Source organism: Microbacterium sp. M4A5_1d (assembly GCF_053345465.1).
Window position 1 is genome coordinate 119,760 of sequence record NZ_JBKFAD010000002.1, and the last position, 19,235, is coordinate 138,994.

The 19,235-nt window shown below is 70.7% G+C and carries 22 protein-coding genes; 15 read left to right on the forward strand and 7 right to left on the reverse strand.

Going from position 1 to position 19,235, the window contains the following annotated elements; translation table 11 throughout:
• Positions 1 to 55 precede the first annotated feature (55 nt).
• The gene (locus ACLBWJ_RS08685) at positions 56 to 688 is read left to right on the forward strand and encodes a LysE family translocator (protein WP_354451661.1); all 633 of its coding nucleotides are present in this window, start codon (positions 56 to 58) and stop codon (positions 686 to 688) included.
• A gap of 24 nt (positions 689 to 712) precedes the next feature.
• Here ACLBWJ_RS08685 and ACLBWJ_RS08690 read toward each other — a convergent pair whose 3' ends face one another.
• The 3 genes from ACLBWJ_RS08690 to ACLBWJ_RS08700 form a co-directional block, all read right to left on the reverse strand.
• Entirely contained in the window at positions 713 to 949 is a 237-nt protein-coding gene (locus ACLBWJ_RS08690) for a hypothetical protein (RefSeq protein ID WP_447660137.1), read from the reverse strand.
• A 372-nt stretch (positions 950 to 1,321) separates the two neighbouring features.
• Entirely contained in the window at positions 1,322 to 2,668 is a 1,347-nt protein-coding gene (locus ACLBWJ_RS08695; RefSeq protein WP_447660138.1) for an HNH endonuclease, read from the reverse strand.
• Positions 2,669 to 2,776: 108 nt separating this feature from the next.
• Positions 2,777 to 3,517 (reverse strand): GNAT family N-acetyltransferase, encoded by a 741-nt coding sequence (locus ACLBWJ_RS08700; protein ID WP_274179040.1) that lies wholly within the window; start codon positions 3,515 to 3,517, stop codon positions 2,777 to 2,779.
• Positions 3,518 to 3,698: 181 nt separating this feature from the next.
• On the opposite strand from ACLBWJ_RS08700, the gene ACLBWJ_RS08705 reads away from it, so the two are divergent.
• Positions 3,699 to 4,415, forward strand: coding sequence for a Pr6Pr family membrane protein (locus ACLBWJ_RS08705; protein ID WP_447660139.1), 717 nt, complete (start codon positions 3,699 to 3,701; stop codon positions 4,413 to 4,415).
• On the opposite strand, the gene map is transcribed toward ACLBWJ_RS08705, so the two are convergent.
• Complete coding sequence (map, locus tag ACLBWJ_RS08710) at positions 4,399 to 5,169, reverse strand: type I methionyl aminopeptidase (protein ID WP_323986959.1); 771 nt, start codon at positions 5,167 to 5,169, stop codon at positions 4,399 to 4,401. The genes ACLBWJ_RS08705 and map overlap by 17 nt on opposite strands.
• Before the next feature lie 58 nt (positions 5,170 to 5,227).
• On the opposite strand from map, the gene ACLBWJ_RS08715 reads away from it, so the two are divergent.
• Positions 5,228 to 5,494, forward strand: coding sequence for a helix-turn-helix transcriptional regulator (locus ACLBWJ_RS08715; protein ID WP_094261289.1), 267 nt, complete (start codon positions 5,228 to 5,230; stop codon positions 5,492 to 5,494).
• A 67-nt stretch (positions 5,495 to 5,561) separates the two neighbouring features.
• On the opposite strand, the gene ACLBWJ_RS08720 is transcribed toward ACLBWJ_RS08715, so the two are convergent.
• The gene (locus tag ACLBWJ_RS08720) at positions 5,562 to 6,053 is read right to left on the reverse strand and encodes an FBP domain-containing protein (RefSeq protein ID WP_447660140.1); all 492 of its coding nucleotides are present in this window, start codon (positions 6,051 to 6,053) and stop codon (positions 5,562 to 5,564) included.
• A 322-nt stretch (positions 6,054 to 6,375) separates the two neighbouring features.
• On the opposite strand from ACLBWJ_RS08720, the gene ACLBWJ_RS08725 reads away from it, so the two are divergent.
• A complete protein-coding gene (locus ACLBWJ_RS08725; RefSeq protein ID WP_447660141.1) occupies positions 6,376 to 7,059 on the forward strand; it encodes a hypothetical protein in 684 nt (227 codons plus the stop codon).
• 81 nt (positions 7,060 to 7,140) lie between these two features.
• On the forward strand, positions 7,141 to 7,827 hold the full coding sequence (locus ACLBWJ_RS08730) for a phosphatase PAP2 family protein (protein ID WP_447660142.1): 687 nt from the start codon (positions 7,141 to 7,143) through the stop codon (positions 7,825 to 7,827).
• Here ACLBWJ_RS08730 and ACLBWJ_RS08735 read toward each other — a convergent pair.
• Complete coding sequence (locus ACLBWJ_RS08735) at positions 7,772 to 8,218, reverse strand: hypothetical protein (RefSeq protein WP_447660143.1); 447 nt, start codon at positions 8,216 to 8,218, stop codon at positions 7,772 to 7,774. The two genes, ACLBWJ_RS08730 and ACLBWJ_RS08735, sit on opposite strands and share 56 nt — an antisense overlap.
• Before the next feature lie 158 nt (positions 8,219 to 8,376).
• On the opposite strand from ACLBWJ_RS08735, the gene ACLBWJ_RS08740 reads away from it, so the two are divergent.
• The 8 genes from ACLBWJ_RS08740 (at position 8,377) to ACLBWJ_RS08775 (ending at position 16,647) form a co-directional block, all read left to right on the forward strand.
• Complete coding sequence (locus tag ACLBWJ_RS08740; RefSeq protein ID WP_114587486.1) at positions 8,377 to 9,045, forward strand: peptidylprolyl isomerase; 669 nt, start codon at positions 8,377 to 8,379, stop codon at positions 9,043 to 9,045.
• A gap of 206 nt (positions 9,046 to 9,251) precedes the next feature.
• A complete protein-coding gene (locus ACLBWJ_RS08745) occupies positions 9,252 to 10,238 on the forward strand; it encodes a methionine ABC transporter ATP-binding protein (RefSeq protein WP_447660144.1) in 987 nt (328 codons plus the stop codon).
• Positions 10,235 to 10,978 carry a methionine ABC transporter permease gene (locus ACLBWJ_RS08750; protein WP_112615635.1) on the forward strand — a complete coding sequence of 248 codons (744 nt, stop codon included), beginning with the start codon at positions 10,235 to 10,237 and terminating at the stop codon, positions 10,976 to 10,978. Before ACLBWJ_RS08745 ends, ACLBWJ_RS08750 begins: the two co-directional genes overlap by 4 nt.
• 66 nt (positions 10,979 to 11,044) lie before the next feature.
• Complete coding sequence (locus ACLBWJ_RS08755; RefSeq protein ID WP_447660145.1) at positions 11,045 to 11,887, forward strand: MetQ/NlpA family ABC transporter substrate-binding protein; 843 nt, start codon at positions 11,045 to 11,047, stop codon at positions 11,885 to 11,887.
• Between the two features lie 24 nt (positions 11,888 to 11,911).
• Complete coding sequence (gene argG, locus ACLBWJ_RS08760) at positions 11,912 to 13,345, forward strand: argininosuccinate synthase (protein WP_447660146.1); 1,434 nt, start codon at positions 11,912 to 11,914, stop codon at positions 13,343 to 13,345.
• 58 nt (positions 13,346 to 13,403) lie between these two features.
• Positions 13,404 to 14,042 (forward strand): TetR/AcrR family transcriptional regulator, encoded by a 639-nt coding sequence (locus tag ACLBWJ_RS08765; protein WP_112615629.1) that lies wholly within the window; start codon positions 13,404 to 13,406, stop codon positions 14,040 to 14,042.
• The gene (locus tag ACLBWJ_RS08770) at positions 14,042 to 14,707 is read left to right on the forward strand and encodes a hypothetical protein (protein WP_447660147.1); all 666 of its coding nucleotides are present in this window, start codon (positions 14,042 to 14,044) and stop codon (positions 14,705 to 14,707) included. Before ACLBWJ_RS08765 ends, ACLBWJ_RS08770 begins: the two co-directional genes overlap by 1 nt.
• Complete coding sequence (locus ACLBWJ_RS08775) at positions 14,704 to 16,647, forward strand: YhgE/Pip family protein (RefSeq protein WP_447660148.1); 1,944 nt, start codon at positions 14,704 to 14,706, stop codon at positions 16,645 to 16,647. The genes ACLBWJ_RS08770 and ACLBWJ_RS08775 overlap by 4 nt, the downstream gene beginning before the upstream one ends.
• Positions 16,648 to 16,653: 6 nt before the next feature.
• Here ACLBWJ_RS08775 and ACLBWJ_RS08780 read toward each other — a convergent pair whose 3' ends face one another.
• Complete coding sequence (locus tag ACLBWJ_RS08780) at positions 16,654 to 17,352, reverse strand: helix-turn-helix transcriptional regulator (protein WP_447660149.1); 699 nt, start codon at positions 17,350 to 17,352, stop codon at positions 16,654 to 16,656.
• A 73-nt stretch (positions 17,353 to 17,425) separates the two neighbouring features.
• Here ACLBWJ_RS08780 and ACLBWJ_RS08785 point away from each other — a divergent pair, with 73 nt between their 5' ends.
• Together ACLBWJ_RS08785 and ACLBWJ_RS08790 are read left to right on the forward strand one after the other, a co-directional pair.
• Positions 17,426 to 18,166, forward strand: coding sequence for an alpha/beta fold hydrolase (locus tag ACLBWJ_RS08785; protein WP_447660150.1), 741 nt, complete (start codon positions 17,426 to 17,428; stop codon positions 18,164 to 18,166).
• A gap of 52 nt (positions 18,167 to 18,218) precedes the next feature.
• Positions 18,219 to 19,232, forward strand: a complete 1,014-nt coding sequence (locus ACLBWJ_RS08790) for a glycoside hydrolase family 6 protein (RefSeq protein WP_274179056.1) — start codon at positions 18,219 to 18,221, stop codon at positions 19,230 to 19,232.
• The last annotated feature ends 3 nt before the right edge of the window (positions 19,233 to 19,235 follow it).

Here is a 19,235-nt window from a genome sequence, read left to right on the forward strand (position 1 = left end):
ACGCACGGAGACATGGCGTAATACAGGCGACTCCTCGGGCCGATAGCGTTCGTTCGTGATCCCGTTCGAGAACCTGCTGGCGTTCCTCCTCGCGGCTGTCGTCATCATCGTGATCCCAGGCCCCGGTGTGCTGTTCGTCATCGGCCGATCGATCGCCCTCGGGCGTCGCGCCGGCGTGCTGAGCGTGCTCGGAAACGCGCTCGGGAACGTCCCTGCCCTGCTCGCGGTGGCGTTCGGGGTCGGCGCGATCGTCGCGTCGTCGGTCGCCGCTTTCACGGTCATCAAGATCGTCGGCGCCGCGTATCTCGTGTGGCTCGGGGTGCAGGCGATCCGCCACCGTCACGCGCACGTGCGCACGCCCTCGAATGTGCGTACGTCGCCGATGCGCCTGCTTGCTCAGGGGTTCGTCGTCGGTGTGACGAACCCGAAGACGATCGCGTTCTTCGTGGCTGCTCTCCCGCAGTTCGTCGCCCCCGGCGCTGGTCCGATCTGGATGCAGCTCCTCGCGCTCGGCCTGATCTTCCAGGTGCTCGCCGTGGTGAGCGACAGCCTGTGGGCGCTCGCGGCGGGAACGGCCCGCGCGTGGTTCGCCACCTCACCGCGCCGCATGGCGACGCTCGCAAGCGCGGGAGGCGTGATGATGATCGGGCTCGGCGGAACCCTCGCGTTCGCGGGCGCGAAGGGCTGACGACGGCGCGCGCCGCGCGCCCTGCTACCCCAGGATGTTGAGCACGAGAAGTGCAGCGGTCGCCAAGAGCGACGCTGCGCCGGTCGCCGGTCGGAGGCGGACCGGGATGAACGCGGCGATGAGTGTGACGCACGCGATGGCCGCCATCGCGAACGCAGCGATCACGAGCACAGCGTGGAGGAGATACCCGCCGGGATCGAAGAGTTGGAGGATCAGGGTGGTCGCGCCGCAGAGCACGGATACGAGCACGACCGACACCAAGGGCGCTGTTGCTCGAGACCACCCGACGGCTTGTTGCACTCGAATCGCAGTCCCCCCGATCACTCCCCCGCACACGAACCACAGGGCTGAGTAGGCGAGGAACCGAAGAGGACCCGACTGGTTGGGCGCCGTGAGGCTGATGATGCTCGCGGGAATGAGCGCGATGACGCCGACGAAGACCGCGGCAGCGAGCCACCGCCGGTATGAAGGCCGAGCGACCGTCCGTTCTCCCGCATTCGACCCGCCAGCATTCCGGTCAGTCACCTCGGAGCACCCCTTCGTCCACTCCACCCTCGCATAGCGCCCGCGCACACGTCAGGGGATATCACCGCGCGTGCTGCTGCGTGGTCCGATCGACTGGCGCGGCTGGCGTCAGAAGGGTGCTGCTTCACCCGGCGGCGGTCCGCCGAGTGCGGCATCCGGTGGCGGGTCCGCGGTGTCTATCGTGAAGCAGACGGCGGGTATGGGGACGTCTTCGCGGTAGACCCGGCCGAGGGGTGAGGTCCATTCCAGGACCCCGCCGCCGACCTGCCTGACTTCCCACTTCGTGAATTGCTTCATCGAGTGGTGTCGTTGGCAGAGGTGGGCGAGGTTGAAGATGTGGGTGTGCCCACCCAGGGCGTAATCGACCGTGTGGTCGAGTTCGCACCGGATCGCGGCCCGCCGACATCCCGGGAATCGGCAGTGCTGATCCCGCGCCATCAAAAGTTTCTTCATCGACGCGGTCGGCCGGTACGTGTCGATCTCGACCGGGGTGCGGGTGACGGGGTCGATGAACAACCGGTCCCACTCGCTGACCTGCCCGGCGAGCTCGCGCGCCGTATCCGCATCGATCAGCGCACCCCCGACGGCTTCGGCGGGGTTCTCGTCACGCCCCATCAACGTTTCCGCCGTGACCGCGACCTGAACGCGTGCCCGGATCGCCCCGAGCCCACCGGCCCGGTCCGTCCCGTACGTCGGGTCGACCACGGGCGCCCCGCCGAGGACGAGGTCACCGAGGATGTCGGCGCGCAGCTGATCCATCGTTCGCGTATCGGCCGGCTCGCATGCGCCTGCGGCATCCGCCCGGGCGTCCTTCACCAACTGCCCCATCTGCGTGAGCCGGTCGAGCATGCCCACCGCGATCACGGTCGGGACGGTCGCGATGACATCCGACATCCCGTCCGTCCCGTGCGCGACCCGCACGCACCGCCCGGCGGCGGCTTCGCGGTGCCGGTCGGTGAACGTGCGCTCGTGCAGCTTCTCCGCGAGGGCACGCAGGGCCGGTTTCACCCGGGTGGCGATGTCGCGCTCGCACACCGCGATCGCCGCGACCTCGAACTCGCCCCGCACCTCATCGGGCAGCCCGGTTCCCGCTTTGACGACCGCGTCGACGTGGTCGCGGGTGATCCGCCGCTCCTCCCACGCCGAGAAGACGGTCGGGTAATCGTCGACGATCGTCAGCGCATGGTCGATGTCGGCCTGCAGGCGCCTGTCGGTCCGCCGGGCCAGCCCCGCAGCTTCAGCCGCGACCGACCGCAGCTCCATGTCCGAGGCCATCCCACGCACTCCGTCACGGCGCGCCTCACGCAACGCGGACCGGCCCAGCTCGGCCAGAGCCCGCACCGAAGCGACATCCGCGTCATGCACCAGCGCGAGCGCCTCGCCGTAAGCCGCGATCGCGGGGCCGTGCGGCGAGACCTCGATCTCGTCCGAGCCGCAACCCCTGTTCGCTGACATGTTCCCATTGTGGCAGCGGGGTCAGACATTTACGTCGAACAAACATACGAAGAGCGAAACTCGTCAGAGCGCACGACTGGGGAGGAATCGCCGACCGGGAACCGCCGGTCAGGGCACGCGCACGCCCGTGAAGTTCGTCCGCTGCCGCAATTCGAACCCCAGCTTCTCGTAACCGGCGATCGCGTTCACGTTCGACGCCGCGGCGTGCATCATCGCTCGGCCACCCCGCTGCTGGATGTGGAACGCGACATCTAGCACCAGCCGCGACGCGAGCCCCTGCCGCCGGTACGCCTCGTCGGTCGCGACGGCGCTGATCTCGGTCCATTCGCCCGGCTGCAGCCGCTCCCCGGCCATCGCGATCAGCCGGCCGTCGCGCCGGATGCCGATGTACCGGCCGAGCAGGTGGGTGCGCGGCCGGAAGGGACCGGGCCGGTTGCGTTCGACGAGCGCGAGCATGTCGGCGACATCCGCCTGCCCCAGCTCGACCGCCTCGTCGTCCGGTCGCGGCTGCAGGCGATCCGTCTCGACGAGCTGCACTCCCGCGCCACCGAACGTGCGCACCCACCCGTCAGGCAGCACCGGCCCAGCACCATCACTACCGCCAACGTCCGCACGGTCGGGCGTACTGATGCTGAACTCATTGCCCGAACCCACCACGGTCGTGAGCGAGTCCCACACCGCGGGGTCCTCCCATGTGCGCACGCCCACGAAGCCGGCCACGTCGTCGGGATACCGGCGGACGAGGTCGTCGCCGATGGCGAGGTGCGCGTGCGCCCCGGTCAGCGAATGCCATGCGGCGTTATCGCGGACGTCGGGGCCGCCCAGAACAGGAGGGGTGGTGATGGTCATCGGGTTCGTCCTCTCGCGCGCCGCGTGCTGCCTTCGCCGCGGTCGCCGTCGGACCCAACGCGTCGACGCGCCGATCCATGCCCGCGGATGCCGCATCGCGACGCTATCCGTGACCGGACGCGACATCCCGGACCGCCGCCACATGCGTTCACGTACGGCAGTCGAGCGATAGTGTGCCCACGTGCAGAGCTCGAGGCAGGCGACGGTGTGGTCGCTCCTGCGGCTGGCGATGGCCGTCGTCATCCTCGCCGCCGTCATCACCCAGCTGACCGTGTCACTGACGCGAACCGCCGAGTCCGGCGGCGACGTCGCGACCGTGTTCGCGAACTTCTTCAGCTTCTTCACGATCCTCTCGAACGTCATCGCAGCAGTGGTTCTCGCGACGGCGGGCGTCCGCGCACTGATCGGCCGCGCCGGGCCGGAATCATCGCTCGGGCTCTCCGCCGCGCTCACCTGCGCCACGGCGTACATGGTCATCACCGGAGTCGTCTACAACGCACTCCTGCGCGGGATCACGCTCCCGCAGGGATCCGAGCCGGTGCCGTGGTCGAACGAGGTGCTGCACCTGATCGGCCCGATCTTCCTCGTGCTCGACCTGCTGATCGGCGCCCGGCGCCGCGCCCTTCGCTGGCAGGTCGTATGGGTCGTGGTGGCGTTCCCGCTGCTGTGGGTGGCCTACACGCTCGTCCGAGGCCCGCTCGTCACGAACCCCACGACGGGCGAGCCGTACTGGTACCCCTACCCGTTCCTGAATCCGAACGGCCCTGGCGGATGGGGGTCGGTCGCGGCGTACGTCGTCGTCATCGCGATCGGCTTCGTCGCCGTCGGCTTCGGAGCGGTGTGGGTCACCCGCCGCCGCGCCCGCGTCCTGCCGACGGAGATCACCGCGGCAGGGTGAGAATCTCGGCCGCTCCGTCGGTGATGGCGATCGTGTGCTCGGTGTGGGCGGTGAGGCATCCGGTCGAGCTGCGGAGCGTCCACCCGTCCGCGTCGGTCACGAGCACATTCGTGTCTTCCATGACCCACGGCTCGATCGCGATGAGCAGCCCCGGCCGCAGGATGTAGCCCCGCCCCGGCCGCCCGGTATTGGGGATGTGCAGGTCGCCGTGCATCACCGACCCGATGCTGTGCCCGCCGAACTCGGTGTTGATGGAGTATCCGGCACCGGAGAGCACATTGCCGATCGCGCGCGAGATATCGCCCACCCGGTTGCCCGCGCGTGCGACCTCGATGCCGGCGGCGAGGGCGCGTTCGGTCGCGTCGATGAGGGCTGCCGCTCCCTCCGGGCGCCGATTCCCGACGACGAAGCTGATCGCGGCGTCGGCCGCAAGGCCGCCCTTCGTGACGGCGAGGTCGAGCGTGAGGAGGTCCCCGTCGGCGAGGCGGTAGTCGTGCGGCATCCCGTGCAGCACGGCGTCGTTGACCGCCGTGCAGATGTAGTGCCCGAAGGGGCCCCGCCCGAACGACGGCGCGTAGTCGACATAACACGACGTCGCCCCGTTGTCAGCGATGAGCTCGCGCGTCCACTCGTCGATCTCGAGGAGGTTCGTACCCACCTGCACCCGCGAGCGGATATCGCGGAGGATGCCGCCGACGATGGCCCCCGTCTCGCGGGCGCGATCGACCTCGCGCGGTGTGAAGATCTCGATCATGGTGCGCTCCTCCGGTATAAAAATACCGGTCAAACTATACCGCTACGATGAGCGCATGATGGTTCGTCGCGCGCTCACGCCCGAAGCCGTCGAGCGCGGCCGTCGCCTGGGCGCCCAGCTCCGGCGAGCGCGGGGAGACCGGTCGATCACGGAGGTCGCCGCAGCCGCCGGCGTATCACCCGAGACACTGCGCAAGATCGAGACCGGCCGGCTGGCGACCCCGTCGTTCGCGACCGTCGCCGCCGTCGCCGCGAGCCTCGGCCTGTCGCTCGACGCGCTGGCCGCCGAGGCGCTGCTCACGGACATCGCCTCGACGACGACCTGATCAGCGAGACCGCCGGCGCCCGGCCCCGCCTCGCTGAGGAGAAGCCGGACGCCGGGTGCGGGGCGGCTCAGGCGCCGTCGCGCAGATCGCGGAAGAACGCGTCGACGTTGGCCTGCAGCGTCGCGATGCGGCGATCGCGCGCCGCTGCCGCGTCGAACCCGAGGTAGGGCGGCGGGTCGAGACGCCGGACGTTCCGCGAGCACTCGAACCCCGAGCACAGGAGCGTCCCGACGGTGTTTCCGGCACGACCGGCCTTGCCCGCCCGCTTCGCGGCGAAGAAGACGACCTCGTTGGGGAGGGTGACATCGCAGCACCACGAGCATTGCGGGCGGGTGCGCGTGGCCTGATCTGCCTGACGCAGCTGCAGGCCGACGGCCTCGCCGTCGACCTCGGCGACGATGAACCCGAGCAGCGGAGTCTTGGGGTCGCGCCACCCGTAGTAGTCACGGGTAGACCAGTGGACGTCCCCGAGGTCGGCGGGGACGACGAGCGAATTGCGCTCGCGGAGCGAGACGTTGATGAACGAGGAGCGGATGGCTTTCGCGGTGAGGGCGAACATGGAAAGGGTCCTGTCTGAGTACGCGTTCGCGCACCACCGTCGCGCCGGCGCCCGGAACGGGCTGCGAGCAGACGGTCGTGAGCGGATCATCCCGGAACGACGGAGTCGGCGCCCGGGACCGGGAGAGCGCGTCGCGGACATGGGTCGACGCGACGCGCGCCGGATCAACCGGCGAGGAGGACGAAGGATGCCGCGCCTGTGCCACCGGCGCTGAGCGCGCCGGAGACCCCCTCACGCCCAGAGGGCATCGGCAGACGGACGGTACTCACGCGTCCAGGCTACTCCCTGCACACCGGCCGGTCACCGGCGATAGCATCCACCCGTGACGACGAACGATCGGGGACGACGGCTCGTCGAACGCGCCAGCGCCCGCCTCGAGGAGCATCATCCCTCCTTCGTGACCTCCCACCCCACGGCCCTCGGCCTGCTGTGGATGATCACCGTGGTCGCCCTGCTCGTCATCTGCGATCTGCTCGGCGGCCCGCACTGGCTGCGCGCGACCCTCACCCTTACAGCAGCACTGCCTCCGCTCGTGGCGACGCTCATCGTCCTGTCGCAGACGCCGAGGTCGCACTTGGAGTACGAGCCGTCGATCCTGACCCATTTCTTCGCGCGGTTCCTCGCGCTCTTCAGCGCCTTCGTGTTCTGGCTGGGCTCGGTCGTGATCGGCGGCGCGATCGCGGTGCAGCTCGCCGACGAGAGCGGCACCGACATCGAGACGGCCTGGGTCGCCGCCGGTGACCTCTTCGCCCGCATCGTCCCTCCGGTCACCGTGCTGCTCTACTGCGTGCTGATCATCCGCTACGCGAGCTACCTGGTGCGACTGCGCGGTTGGTCGGCCGTGCCCACGCGCCACCGCATCCCGGAGCACTTCCTCGCCGACGCGCCGCGCACACGTCAGATCGTGATCGGCCTCGCGCATCCGGGTCTGCTCCTCGCCTCGGGACTGCTGTCGACACTCGTCGCGATCGCACTGACCCTGCGGGCAGAGGCGCTGCTCTCCTGAACGAGGAATACACCTCGGGGAGGATGCGCGTGCGCCTGAGAGCGGATGCCGCGCGGCCGCGCGCTTCCTAGCGTTGCTGGGGTGAGCACCGCCATCCCCCGATCGTCGATACTCCCCGTGTCCGCTGTCGCCGTCATCGCGGCGGCCGCACTGCTCATCCCCTGGTGGGGCGCGAGCCTCAGCGTCCTGGCGACGCGCGGGGCGATGACCGCGGGCCTCGCGCTTCCGGCGACCGCGTACCTCTCGGACCAGTTCCTGTCGCTGCTCGCCGTCGGCACGGTCGTCGCGTTGGCCGTCGCGCTGCGAGGCGGGTCACGGCACCGCATCCTCTCCATCGCCGCAGCGGGCGGAGTCGTCATCGCCTACGCGACCAGCGAGATGGTCAAGGTGGCCCTCATGCAGGCACGCCCGTGCACCCGCTGGGCAGCGCTGTCCGCCTGCGACGCCACCGACTACTCCTTCCCCTCGAACCACGCCGTCCTCGCGATGGGCGCGGTCTGGGTCATCGCCGTGGCGGCGCGCCGGACGTGGGCGACGTGGGCGGCCGTGGGCGCAGCGCTCATCGTGCTTTCGGGTCGACTCTTCGAGGGCGCGCACTACCTGCACGATGTCGCCGCCGGCGCTCTGCTGGGTATCGCCGTGCCGGCGCTGCTGACGATCGTCGCGGTCGCCGTCACGCGAGAACCCCGGACGACGCGGTCGGCGCCGGAGATCAGTCGACGGCGGCGCGAACCAGCTCCCGCACGCGACTCTCGACCTGCGGAGTGACCTCGACGATCGCGAACGACGTCGGCCACATCGACCCGTCGTCGAGCGTCGCCGTCTCGTCGAAGTTGAGCGTCGGGTAGCGGGTGTCGAACTTCGACTTCGGCTGCACGAAGATCACGACCTTCCCGGCGCGCGCGTAGGCGGGGAACCCGTAGAACGTCTTCGGGTCGAGGTCGGATGCCTCCTCCGACACGATCCGGTGGACCATGCGGGCGACCTCGCCGTCGATCCCCTCGAGCGCGTCGATCGCGTCCATGCAGGCCTTGAGCTCCTTCGCGAGCTTCGCGGCGCCCTTCAGACCCTTTGTCGAGCGGAGCTCCTCGGCCCGCTGCTTCATCGCCGCCTTCTCCTCGTCGGAGAACCCGGCACCGCCCGCCGTGCTGTCAGCCATCGCCACCCCTTCCGCGGCCCGCGGCGCGGGCGTCACGGTCCGATCGTGCCACTCGCGCCGCGTGCTGACCAGGTTCCGGCATCCGGCTTCGCTCGCGACGGCCAACCGCGTCGATCCGGGTACCCGACCGGCGGCATCCGAGACCGTAGGCTCTGAACATGCGTGCTCGTCTCGGTTCCGCCCTTCTCGTCCTGTCGGCTCTCGCTCTCGCCGGATGCGCATCGTCGCCCACGCCCGCCGAGCCCGACACCATGCCGACCGCCGAGACCGTTCCGGAGGGCGCCTGCGCCTACGTCGAGGCTCCCGGCGGCGTGCGCGACGTCGAGCTCCCGCCGGCCGAGTCCGAGGTGACGGGCCAGGTCTCGGCCGTGCTGCAGACGTCGGCCGGCGACATCCCCATGACCCTCGACGCCGACCGCACGCCGTGCACGGTCGGCAGCTTCGTCTCGCTCGCGGAGCAGGGCTACTACAACGACTCGCCCTGCCACCGCCTCACCACCTCGGGCATCTTCGTGCTGCAGTGCGGCGACCCGTCGGGAACCGGACGCGGCGGCCCCGGATACAACTACGCCGATGAGCTCGACGGCAGTGAGACCTACCCGGCCGGAACGGTCGCGATGGCCAACGCCGGCCCGAACACGAACGGCTCGCAGTTCTTCCTCGTGTACGAGGACACCCCGCTGCCCGCGAAGTACACCGTCTTCGGCACGCTCGACGAAGCGGGCCTCGCGGTCGTGCGCGAGGTCGCTGCCGCCGGCGCCGAGGGCGGTGCCCCCGACGGCGCCCCCGCCACCCCGGTGACGATCACCGGTGTCTCGCTGGGCTGAGCCCGGGGGCGTCGGCCCGCCGAGAATGCACCCTCTCGGCGAAAACGCACCGTGCGGGGTACGCGCTCGCGGCGACGGTGCGCGCTCGCGCGTCGGCAAGGGACGGCGACATTTGGGGTAACGGGAATTCGGTGCGACGCGTGAAGGACGGGAAACTCGGGGTTACGCCGGCGACCCGACGGCGCAGACCTCCGAAAGGCCCGACCGTGATCGCGCTCGAGCACGTATCGAAGACGTACGGCGGATTGACCGCCGTCGACGACGTCTCGCTGCAGATCCCTTCCGGGGAGATCTACGGCATCGTCGGCCAGTCCGGCGCCGGCAAGAGCACCCTCGCCCGCATGGTCAACCTCATCGAGCGGCCGGATACAGGCCGCGTGGTCGTCGACGGGGTGGATCTGACCGCCCTCGACGCGAACAGCCTGCGCGCGGCACGCCGTCGCATCGGGATGGTGTTCCAGCGGTTCAACCTCCTCGGCAGCCGCTCGGTGCGCGGCAACGTGGAGCTCGCCCTCGAGCTCGACGGCAGCCCCCGGACCCGGCGGCGCGACCGCGCGCAGGAGATGCTCGACCTCGTCGGCCTCGGCCACCGGGGCGACGCCGGCGTGCACGAGCTGTCGGGCGGGCAGCAGCAGCGCGTCGGCATCGCCCGCGCCCTCGCGAGCGGCCCGAGCGTGCTGCTCTCCGACGAGGCGACGAGTGCCCTCGACCCCGAGACCACGACCTCGATCCTCGACCTCTACCGGCGCATCAACGCCGAGCTCGGACTCACCGTGCTCCTCATCACGCACGAGATGGATGTCGTGAAGTCGACGTGCCACTCGGCGGCGCTCATCGAGCACGGCCGCGTCGTCGAGAGTGGTCGCCTCACCGACGTCATCCGCACGCCGGGCTCGCGCCTGACCTCGCAGCTCTTCCCGCTGGGGCCGATCCCCGCGGGAGCCGACCCGAGCGCGACGGTCATCGACATCACGTTCGCCGGCGGCACGGCCGACCGTCCCGTCATCGCGCGGATCGCCCGCGACCACGACGTCGACGTGTCGCTGCTCGGCGCCCTCGTCGAGCAGATCGCCGGCACGCAGGCCGGCCGCACCCGTCTCGAGGTGCCCGCGGCCGCGGCATCCGCCGTCATCGCCGACCTGCGCGGCCAGGGTCTCATCGTCGACGTCCTGCAGGGAGGGGATGCCGCGTGAACGAGCAACTGCTCAATCTGCTGCTGGTCGCCACCGGCCAGACGCTCTACATGGTGGGCGTCGCGCTGCTGGCGACGATCGTCGTCGGCCTCCCGCTCGGCGTCGTGCTCGTCGGCACCGAGCAGGGGCGCTTCCTCGCGACCCCCTTCGGCTCGCGCCGCGTCGGCATCGTCATCAACCGCGTGCTCGACTTCATCGTCAACCTCGGCCGGTCGGTGCCGTTCATCATCCTGATGGTCGCGCTGATCCCCTTCACCCGGCTCATCGTCGGCACCTTCATCGGACCGACCGCGGCGATCGTGCCCCTGTCGGTCGTGGCCATTCCGTTCTTCGCCCGCATGGTCGAGATCGCGATCAAGGAAGTCGATGACGGCCTGCTCGAGGTCGCCGCATCGCTGGGCGCGAGCCGCTGGCAGCTCGTGACGAAGGTGCTGCTGCCCGAGGCCGCGCCCGCGATGCTGCTCGGCCTCTCGACGACCGTCACCTCGATCATCAACTTCTCGGCGATGGTGGGCACCGTCGCCGGTGGCGGTCTCGGCGACGTCGCGATCCGCTACGGCTACCAGCAGTACAGCTGGATCCACATCGTCAGCGTCATCGTCGTGATCTTCGCGATCGTCATGGTGCTGCAGGGCCTGGCGAGCTGGGGCGCCCGGCGCCTCGCCCGCCGCTCGCCCCGCGGCCGCACCGCCGCCCCGAGCGCACGGATGCAGCGGGCCGACGCCCGCGGCACAGCCTGACGCCCCCGCACCGCCCCTCCAGCCACGCACCGCCCGACCGCACCGTCATCCCGAGAGGAACCCTCCATGTCCCGCACGGCCCGCACCACCCGCACCCCGCTCCTCATCGCCGCCGTCGCCGCGGCGGCCCTCCTGCTCGCCGGATGCGCCGGCTCGCCGGCATCCGAGTCGGGCGGCACCGACGGCGACGGCCTCGGCACCCTCAAGGTCGGCGCACTGCAGACGCCCGCCGGCGACATCCTGAACCACATCGCCGAGAACGGCGCAGCCGAGCTGGGACTCACGATCGAGTTCGTGCCCTTCACCGACTACAACACGCCCAATACCGCGCTCGTCGACGGCTCGATCGACGCGAACCTGTTCCAGAACTCGACCTTCCTCGAGAACTTCAACACCAACACCGGGTCGGATCTCATCAGCGTCGGCGAGGCGTACCTGCCCTCGGCCGCGTTCTACTCGAGCAAGGTCGACAGCCTCGACGACCTGAAGGACGGCGCGACGATCGCCATTCCGAACGACCCGACGAACGAGGGGCGCGCGCTCAAGCTCCTCGCGCAGGAGGGCCTGATCGAGGTCTCCGACGACGTCGCCGACCTCACCGGGATCACCGACAACCCGCGCGACTTCCGGTTCCAGGAGATCGAGAACGCGACGCTGCCGCAGGCCGTGCCCGACGTCGACGCCGCCTTCGTCACGATCAGCTTCGCGCTTCCGGCGGGCCTCACCGCCGACGAAGCGATCCTCACCGAGGGCGAGGGCAGCCCGTACTACAACGTGCTCGCGACGCGTCCCGACCTGAAGGACGACCCCCGCATCGTCGCGCTCTACGACCTGCTGACCTCGTCGGAGGTCGCCGACTTCGAGAACGAGACCTGGGGCGGCCTGGTCGTCCCCGTCACGAAGGACTGACCCCCGCTCAGTAGGATTGTCCCCATGTCGAAGGTCCTCCAGTCCCTGCCCGTCGGCGAACGCGTCGGCATCGCCTTCTCGGGGGGTCTCGACACCTCCGTCGCGGTCGCGTGGATGCGCGACAAGGGCGCCGTCCCGTTCACCTACACCGGCGACCTCGGCCAGTACGACGAGGACGACATCGCCTCGATTCCCGGCCGCGCGCTGCAGTACGGCGCGGAGGGCTCGCGCCTCATCGACTGCAAGCCGATGATGGTCGAGGAGGGCCTCGTCGCCCTTTCATGCGGCGCCTTCCACATCCGCTCGGCCGGCCGCACCTACTTCAACACCACGCCGATCGGCCGTGCCGTCACCGGAACGATGCTCGTGCGCGCCATGAAGGAGGACGGCGTCGACATCTGGGGCGACGGCTCCACCTACAAGGGCAACGACATCGAGCGGTTCTACCGCTACGGCCTGCTCGCAAACCCTGCCCTGCGCATCTACAAGCCGTGGCTCGACGCCGACTTCGTCACCGAGCTGGGCGGCCGCACCGAGATGAGCGAGTGGCTCGTCGCGCACGGGTTCCCGTACCGCGACTCCGTCGAGAAGGCCTACTCGACCGACGCCAACATCTGGGGCGCGACCCACGAGGCCAAGACCCTCGAGCACCTCGACGTCTCGCTCGAGATCGTCGAGCCCATCATGGGCGTGCGCTTCTGGGATCCTGCGGTCGAGATCGAGACTGAGGACGTCTCGGTCACGTTCGAAGCGGGCCGCCCCGTCGCCATCAACGGCGTCGAGTACTCCGACATCGTCCAGCTCGTCATGGAGGCGAACGCGATTGGCGGCCGCCACGGTCTCGGTATGAGCGACCAGATCGAGAACCGCATCATCGAGGCCAAGAGCCGCGGCATCTACGAGGCGCCGGGCATGGCGCTGCTGTTCGTCGCGTACGAGCGCCTCGTCAACGGCATCCTGAACGAGGACACCCTCGCGACCTACCACGAGCAGGGTCGCCGCCTCGGGCGCCTGATGTACGAGGGCCGCTGGCTCGAGCCGCAGTCGTTCATGCTGCGTGAGTCGATCCAGCGCTGGGTGGGCTCCGCGATCAGTGGAACGGTAGCGCTGCGCCTGCGGCGCGGCGAGGACTACACGATCCTGAACACCGAGAGCCGCAACCTGTCGTACTCGCCCGAGAAGCTCTCGATGGAGCGTGTCGGCGACTCGGCCTTCGGTCCGACCGACCGCATCGGCCAGCTCACGATGCGCAACCTCGACATCGCCGACTCGCGCTCGCGCCTCGAGCACTACGCCGGCATCGGCCTCATCGGCGGCCCGACGGCCGAGCTCGTGGGCGACCTCGAGCGCGGCGGGGCGGCCGAGATCACCGGCAACGTCGAATCGACCGATCAGCATCTCGCCGAGCGGGTGGATGCCGCGGGCGAGTCCGCGTCGTTCGACTTCGGCGCCGACTGACCCGCAGCACGCGTTCTCATAACTTGCACATGTGTGTGCAGGTTCGTATCATCGACGGGTGACCGACACCGTCTCCCCCCGTCGTCCGCGGAAGGATGCCGCCGCCAATCGCGCCGGCCTGCTCTCCGCCGCCGCGCGCACGCTCGCGCTCGACCCGAGCGCGTCCGTCGACGCGATCGCCCGCGCCGCCGGGCTCAGCCGCCGCGCCCTCTACGGTCACTTCGACGACCGTGACGCGCTCGTGCGCGAGCTCGTCGCGTCGGGCGCCCAGCGTTTCAACGCCATCGCCACAGACCCCGAGCTGCGACTCGACACCGAGCCGGTTCCGGTCGCGCTGGCCCGCCTGACCGGTCGGCTCTGGGGCGAGGCATCCCACGTGCAGGTGGCCGCCGCCGTCGCCCTCGATGAGCGGCACGTCGAAGACTCCGCCGCCGCGCTCGCCCCGCTTCGCCGCGCACTGATGAACCTGGTGCGCCGCGGGCAGGACGAGGGCGCGCTGCGGACGGATGTCGCCGCGCCGACTCTCGCTCGTCTCATCGAGGAGACCGCGCGCACCGTCATCGTCCGGCTCGACGCGTCCTCACCCGAGGCGCGGTCGCTCGTCGTGCGCGCGGTCCTCTCGATCGCGGGGCTCTCGTGGCGCGACGCCGCCGCACTCATCGACTCGCACCCCGATGTCGTGGGGGCGGTCTCCTGATGCGCGTCGAGCTGCGTGCCGTGGCGAAGGGCCGCAAAGACCTCGCCCTGCCGCCCACGACCCTGTCGTTCCGCACCGGCCGTGCCACCCTCGCGATCGCCGAGACGGAGCAGCGCCCGACCGTCCTGGGCCTCATCGCGAGCGGACGGATGCGGCCCGACGACGGCACCGTCCTGCTCGACGGCGCTCGCGCCTCGCGCACGCTGCGGCACAAGACCGCACTGATCGACGCGCCGGACGTGAGCGACCCGCCCCCGAACATCTCCACGGTCGGCGTCGTCAGCGAGGAGCTGATGTTCGCGGGCCGCCTCGCCGACCCGATCTCCGCGCGGCGGTGGCTCGACGAGCACGATCTGCGCTCGTACTCGCGCGTCCCCATCGGGGACGTGCCCGCGACCGACCGCATCCGGATGCTGCTCGAGCTCGCGGTCCTGCGGCCGGGCGTCGAGGGCATCGTGCTCGTCTCCCCCGACCGCCACGGCGGCGATCCGCACGACTGGTGGACCCTCGCCCGGGAGTTCGCGGGACGCGGCCTCGCGGTGCTCGTGATCGCCGGCCAGGCCGCTGCGACGCTCCTCACCGAAACCGATCCCCTCGCGCCGCATCGACGCCTGGTGCCCAGCGGCATCCGGCTGCGCGGCACCCGTCCGAAGGCCTCCCGATGAAGATCCCCGCCCTCATCTCCGCCGAACTACGACGGCTGACGGCCACCCGGATGTCGGTGGTCGCGCTCATCGCGCTCATGCTCGTCCCCGTCCTCTACGGCGGCCTGTACCTGTGGGCCAACCAGGACCCGTACGGGAAGTTCGCCGACATCCCGGTAGCGCTCGTCGACCTCGACTCGGGGGCGCCCAAGAGCGACGGCAACGGCACGGTCAACTACGGGTCCGACGTCACCGACAAGCTCGTCGAGGGCCGGGCCTTCGGCTGGAAGGACATGACCGCCGCCGAGGCTCAGGAGGCGCTGCGTACCGGCGATGTCGACTTCTCGGTGACCATCCCCGAGGACTTCTCGCTCGCCCTGACCAGCGCCGCAGGCGACGAGCCCCGCCAGGCGACGCTCGTGCTCGCCACCAATGACGCGAACAACTACCTCGCTTCGTCGATCGGCTCGCAGGCGGTCGAGCGGATCCGCTCCTCCGTCGCCGAACTCGTCGGACGGGAGGCGGCATCGCGGCTGCTCACCGGCATCGCCGACATCCGCGTGCAGCTGCAGAACGCCACCGACGGGGCGAACCAGCTCGTCGACGGGGCAGGTCAGGCGCTCGACGGCGCCAACCAGCTCGCCGACGGAACCGGGCGGCTGTCGAGCGGAGCCGTGCAGCTGCGCGACGGCGCGAACCAGCTCGCCGGCGGCGCGTCGCAGCTCGCCGACGGCACCCGCACGCTGGCTCAGGGCTCGTCAGACCTGGCGTCCGGTGCGGCCCAGGTCTCCGACGGCACGACCGAGCTCGCGGGCTACGCCGACCGCGTTCGCGCAGCCGTCGACGATGCGGCGGGTCAGCTGCCGCAGGTGCGCACAGACATCGCCGCGCTGCTCGCCGACGGAGGTCTCGATCAGACGCAGATCGCGGAGGTCCTCGCCCGCCTGGATCCCATCGGCGACCGTCTGCAGTCGGGCGCGACGCGCGTCGACGAGGCGACGGGTCAGATCGACCGCCTCGCCGCGGGGGCGGCCCAGGTCAGCTCGGGCGCCGCACAGCTCGCCACCGGTGCTGCGCAGGCCGCCGACGGTGCGGCATCCGTGTCGTCGGGAGCCGGCCAGCTCGCGTCGGCGACGGACGAGGCCGCGACCGGCGCCGCTCAGCTCGACGAGGGCGCCCGACAGCTCGCCTCGGGACTCGGGACGCTCGACGGCGGGCTCGTCACCCTGCGCGACGGGCTGAGCTCCGGCGTGGCCCAGCTGCCCGTCTCTACTCCCGAGCTGCGCGAGCAGCAGGCGCAGACGATCGCCGACCCGGTGGCGGTCGACTCCGGCAACCTCGCGAAGGCCGGTGACTACGGTGCCGGCCTGGCGCCCTTCTTCGCCGCCCTCGCGGGATGGATCGGCATCTACGCCCTCTTCCTCATCGTGAAGCCGGTCTCGCGCCGGGCGGTGACCGCGCTGCGTTCGCCCCTCCGCGTAACCCTCGCCGGCTGGCTCACTCCGGCGATGCTCGGCGGAATCGGCATGATCGTCCTCTTCGGGGTGCTGTCGATCGCGCTCGGATTCAACTTCTCGAGTCCGGTCGGCACCCTCGGGATGCTGATCACCGCGTCGTTCACGTACGCCGCGATCATCCTCGCGCTCAACGTGTGGCTGGGGTCGGTCGGTCAGTTCATCGGCCTCGTGCTGATGGTGCTGCAGCTCGTCACCGCGGGCGGGACCTTCCCCTGGCAGACCCTGCCGGCACCGCTCGCCGCCCTGCACCATGTTCTGCCGATGGGCTACGTCGTCGACGGCATGCGGCAGTGGATGTACGGCGGCGACCTGAGCCGGGTCAGCCTCGACCTCGCGGTGCTGTTCACGTGGATGGCCGGAGCACTCATCCTCGCCGCGATCGGCGTGGCCCGGATGACGCACGGCCGGACGCTGCGCGACCTGCAGCCGAGCCTCATCGGCTGATCGTCGCTAGGCCCGCGCCCCGTCGACCGGTCGGGCGTGCTCCGGCGGCTGCCCGACCTCGGCGACGCTGTGGCCCTCGCACTCCGCCGCCGTGACGTGCGCCCGCTCGACGCGATCGACCGCGAACCACCGCATCGCGTCGCGCAGTCGACACCATCCGATGAGGTACCACCGACCGCCGTTCGACGCGAACAGCACCGGCTCGACGTCGCGCGTGGTGGTGGCTCCGCTCTCGGCTGTGTAGCGGATGCGGACGACGCGCTGCTCGAGCATCGCCTCCTCGAGCGCTGATCGGACGGCTCGCGAAGCCGCGGGCGCCCCGTCGACCCAGACGCGTCCGGCGAGGTCGACCGCGCGCTCCCGCGTCCGGGGGTCGAGCACGTCGACGATCTTGCGCACCGCGGCCGACGCGAGGTCGGCATAGGGCGCATCCGGCGCAGCGGCGACGGCCGCCATCAGTGCCACCGCCTGGGAGGGCGACAGGCTGACGGGCGGGAGCGAGGACCCGGCGGCGAGCCCATAGCCGCCGCCCGGACCGGGCCGCGACCAGATCGGCGCACCGCTGCGTTCGAGTGCATCGAGATCGCGCTTGATCGTCCGGACCGAGACCTCGAACTCACGTGCCAGACGCTCGGCCGACACGCCGCGCGTCCCGCTGCGCCGCAGCGTCTCGGCGAGGGCGTGCAGGCGCTCCGCGCGCTTCATCGTCGAAGCCGCGGCGAATTCATGACATAGATGATGACACACTGTTGTCCAACGCGCGACGGATGCTGATCTCATGACCGATCACTTCACGCCTCCCCCACTCGTCCTCGTTCCCGGCCACTGGCTGGGCGCCTGGGCGTGGGACGATGTCGCCGCCCATCTCTCCCCCATCGACGCGCGTGCACGAGCGCTCACCCTGCCGGGCCTCGACGCCGACGACCCCGAGCACGCGACGCGCACGCTCGAAGATCAGGTCGGCGCGATCCGCGACACGCTCGACGAGCTCGGAGCGTCGCGGGACGATCCAGCCGTCCTGGTCGCCCACAGCGGCGCCAACGGCCCGGTGAGCATCATCCTCGACCGGCATCCGGAACTCGTCCGACGTGTGGTGTGGGTGGATTCGGGCCCGATGGCGAGCGGTGCCGCGTTCGCACCGGGACTCCCGGAGGCCGTCTCGGAGCTGCCGTTGCCGCCCTTCGACGAGCTCGCACAGCAGGCGAGCCTCGACGGCATCGAGCCCGAGGGCCTGACGCGGTTCCGAGCTCGGGCGGTCGCCGAGCCGGCACCCGTGGTGAGGGAACCGGTGATCCTCACCGATGGCGCCCGCTACGCCGTGCCGACCACCCTGGTGTGCTGCTCGATCTCCGGCGAGCAGGTCATGCGGATGGCCGAGAGCGGTCATCCCATGTTCGCCGAGGTCACCCGGCTTCGGGACGTCGACGTCGTCGACCTCCCCACGGGCCACTGGCCGATGTGGAGCAGGCCGCGCGAGCTCGCCGACATCATCCGGGCGGAGGTCGCACGAGGCTGCTGACGAGCGCGCGGCATCCCGGTAGTCTCGGGGCACCGTTGCAAGGAGGTCGATCATGCGCAGCGTTCCACGGATCTCATCGGCGCTCGCGGCGGTGCTCGCTCTCGCCTTCGCCGCCGGAGTCGCGCATGCGGCGCCCGCGAGCGCGCACGAGGAGGCGCGCCGCGGCGCCGGACCAGCGGTCGCCCCGACCTCGGGCCCGAATCCGCTCGCTCGGGGTGCCGCGCTGCCGACCCATTCGGCTGCGGCCCAAGCGGCGTCGGACGCGCGAGCTCAGGGACGCACGGCGGTGGCCGATGCCTTCGACGTGATCGCGCGCATGCCCACCGCCACCTGGCTCGGGGAATGGTACAGCGATGCCGAGCTCGTGCAGGTGCTGCGGGCGGAGACCGCCGCGGCGGCCGCACAGAACAAGGTGGCGACGTTCGTCATGTACGCGATCCCTGCCCGCGACTGCTCCGCGTACTCGCAAGGCGGGCTGCCGGTCGAACGCTATGGGGAGTGGGCACGGCTGATCGCTCAGACGCTGCGCGGCACGGCATCCGCCGTGATCGTCGAGCCCGACGCCCTGTCGATGCTCGGCGACTGCGCGGGTCAGGGGCCCCGGACGACGCTGATCCGCGACGCCGTCCGTGCCCTCACCGAGGCCGGCGTCACCGCCTACATCGATGCGGGGAACGCGAACTGGGTGCCGCCCGAGACGATGGCGCAGCGGCTGCGGGATGCCGGCGTCCTCGACGGCCGCGGGTTCTCCACCAACGTGTCGAACTTCTCGCCGACCGCCGACGAGCAGCGGTACGCGGAGCGCCTGCGAGCATTGCTGGGCGGCAGCCCGCGGTACGTCATCGACACGTCGCGCAACGGTCGCGGGTGGCAGGGCACGTGGTGCAACCCGAGCGGCGTGGGCCTGGGGACGCCGCCGAGCGTCGGCGCGGATGGCTCCGGACTCGACGCGCTGTTGTGGATCAAGCGACCCGGCGAGAGCGACGGGACCTGCAACGGCGGTCCCGCGGCGGGCAGCTGGTACGAAGAGGCCGCCCTCGAGTTGGTGCGGAACCGCGCATTCTGAGGC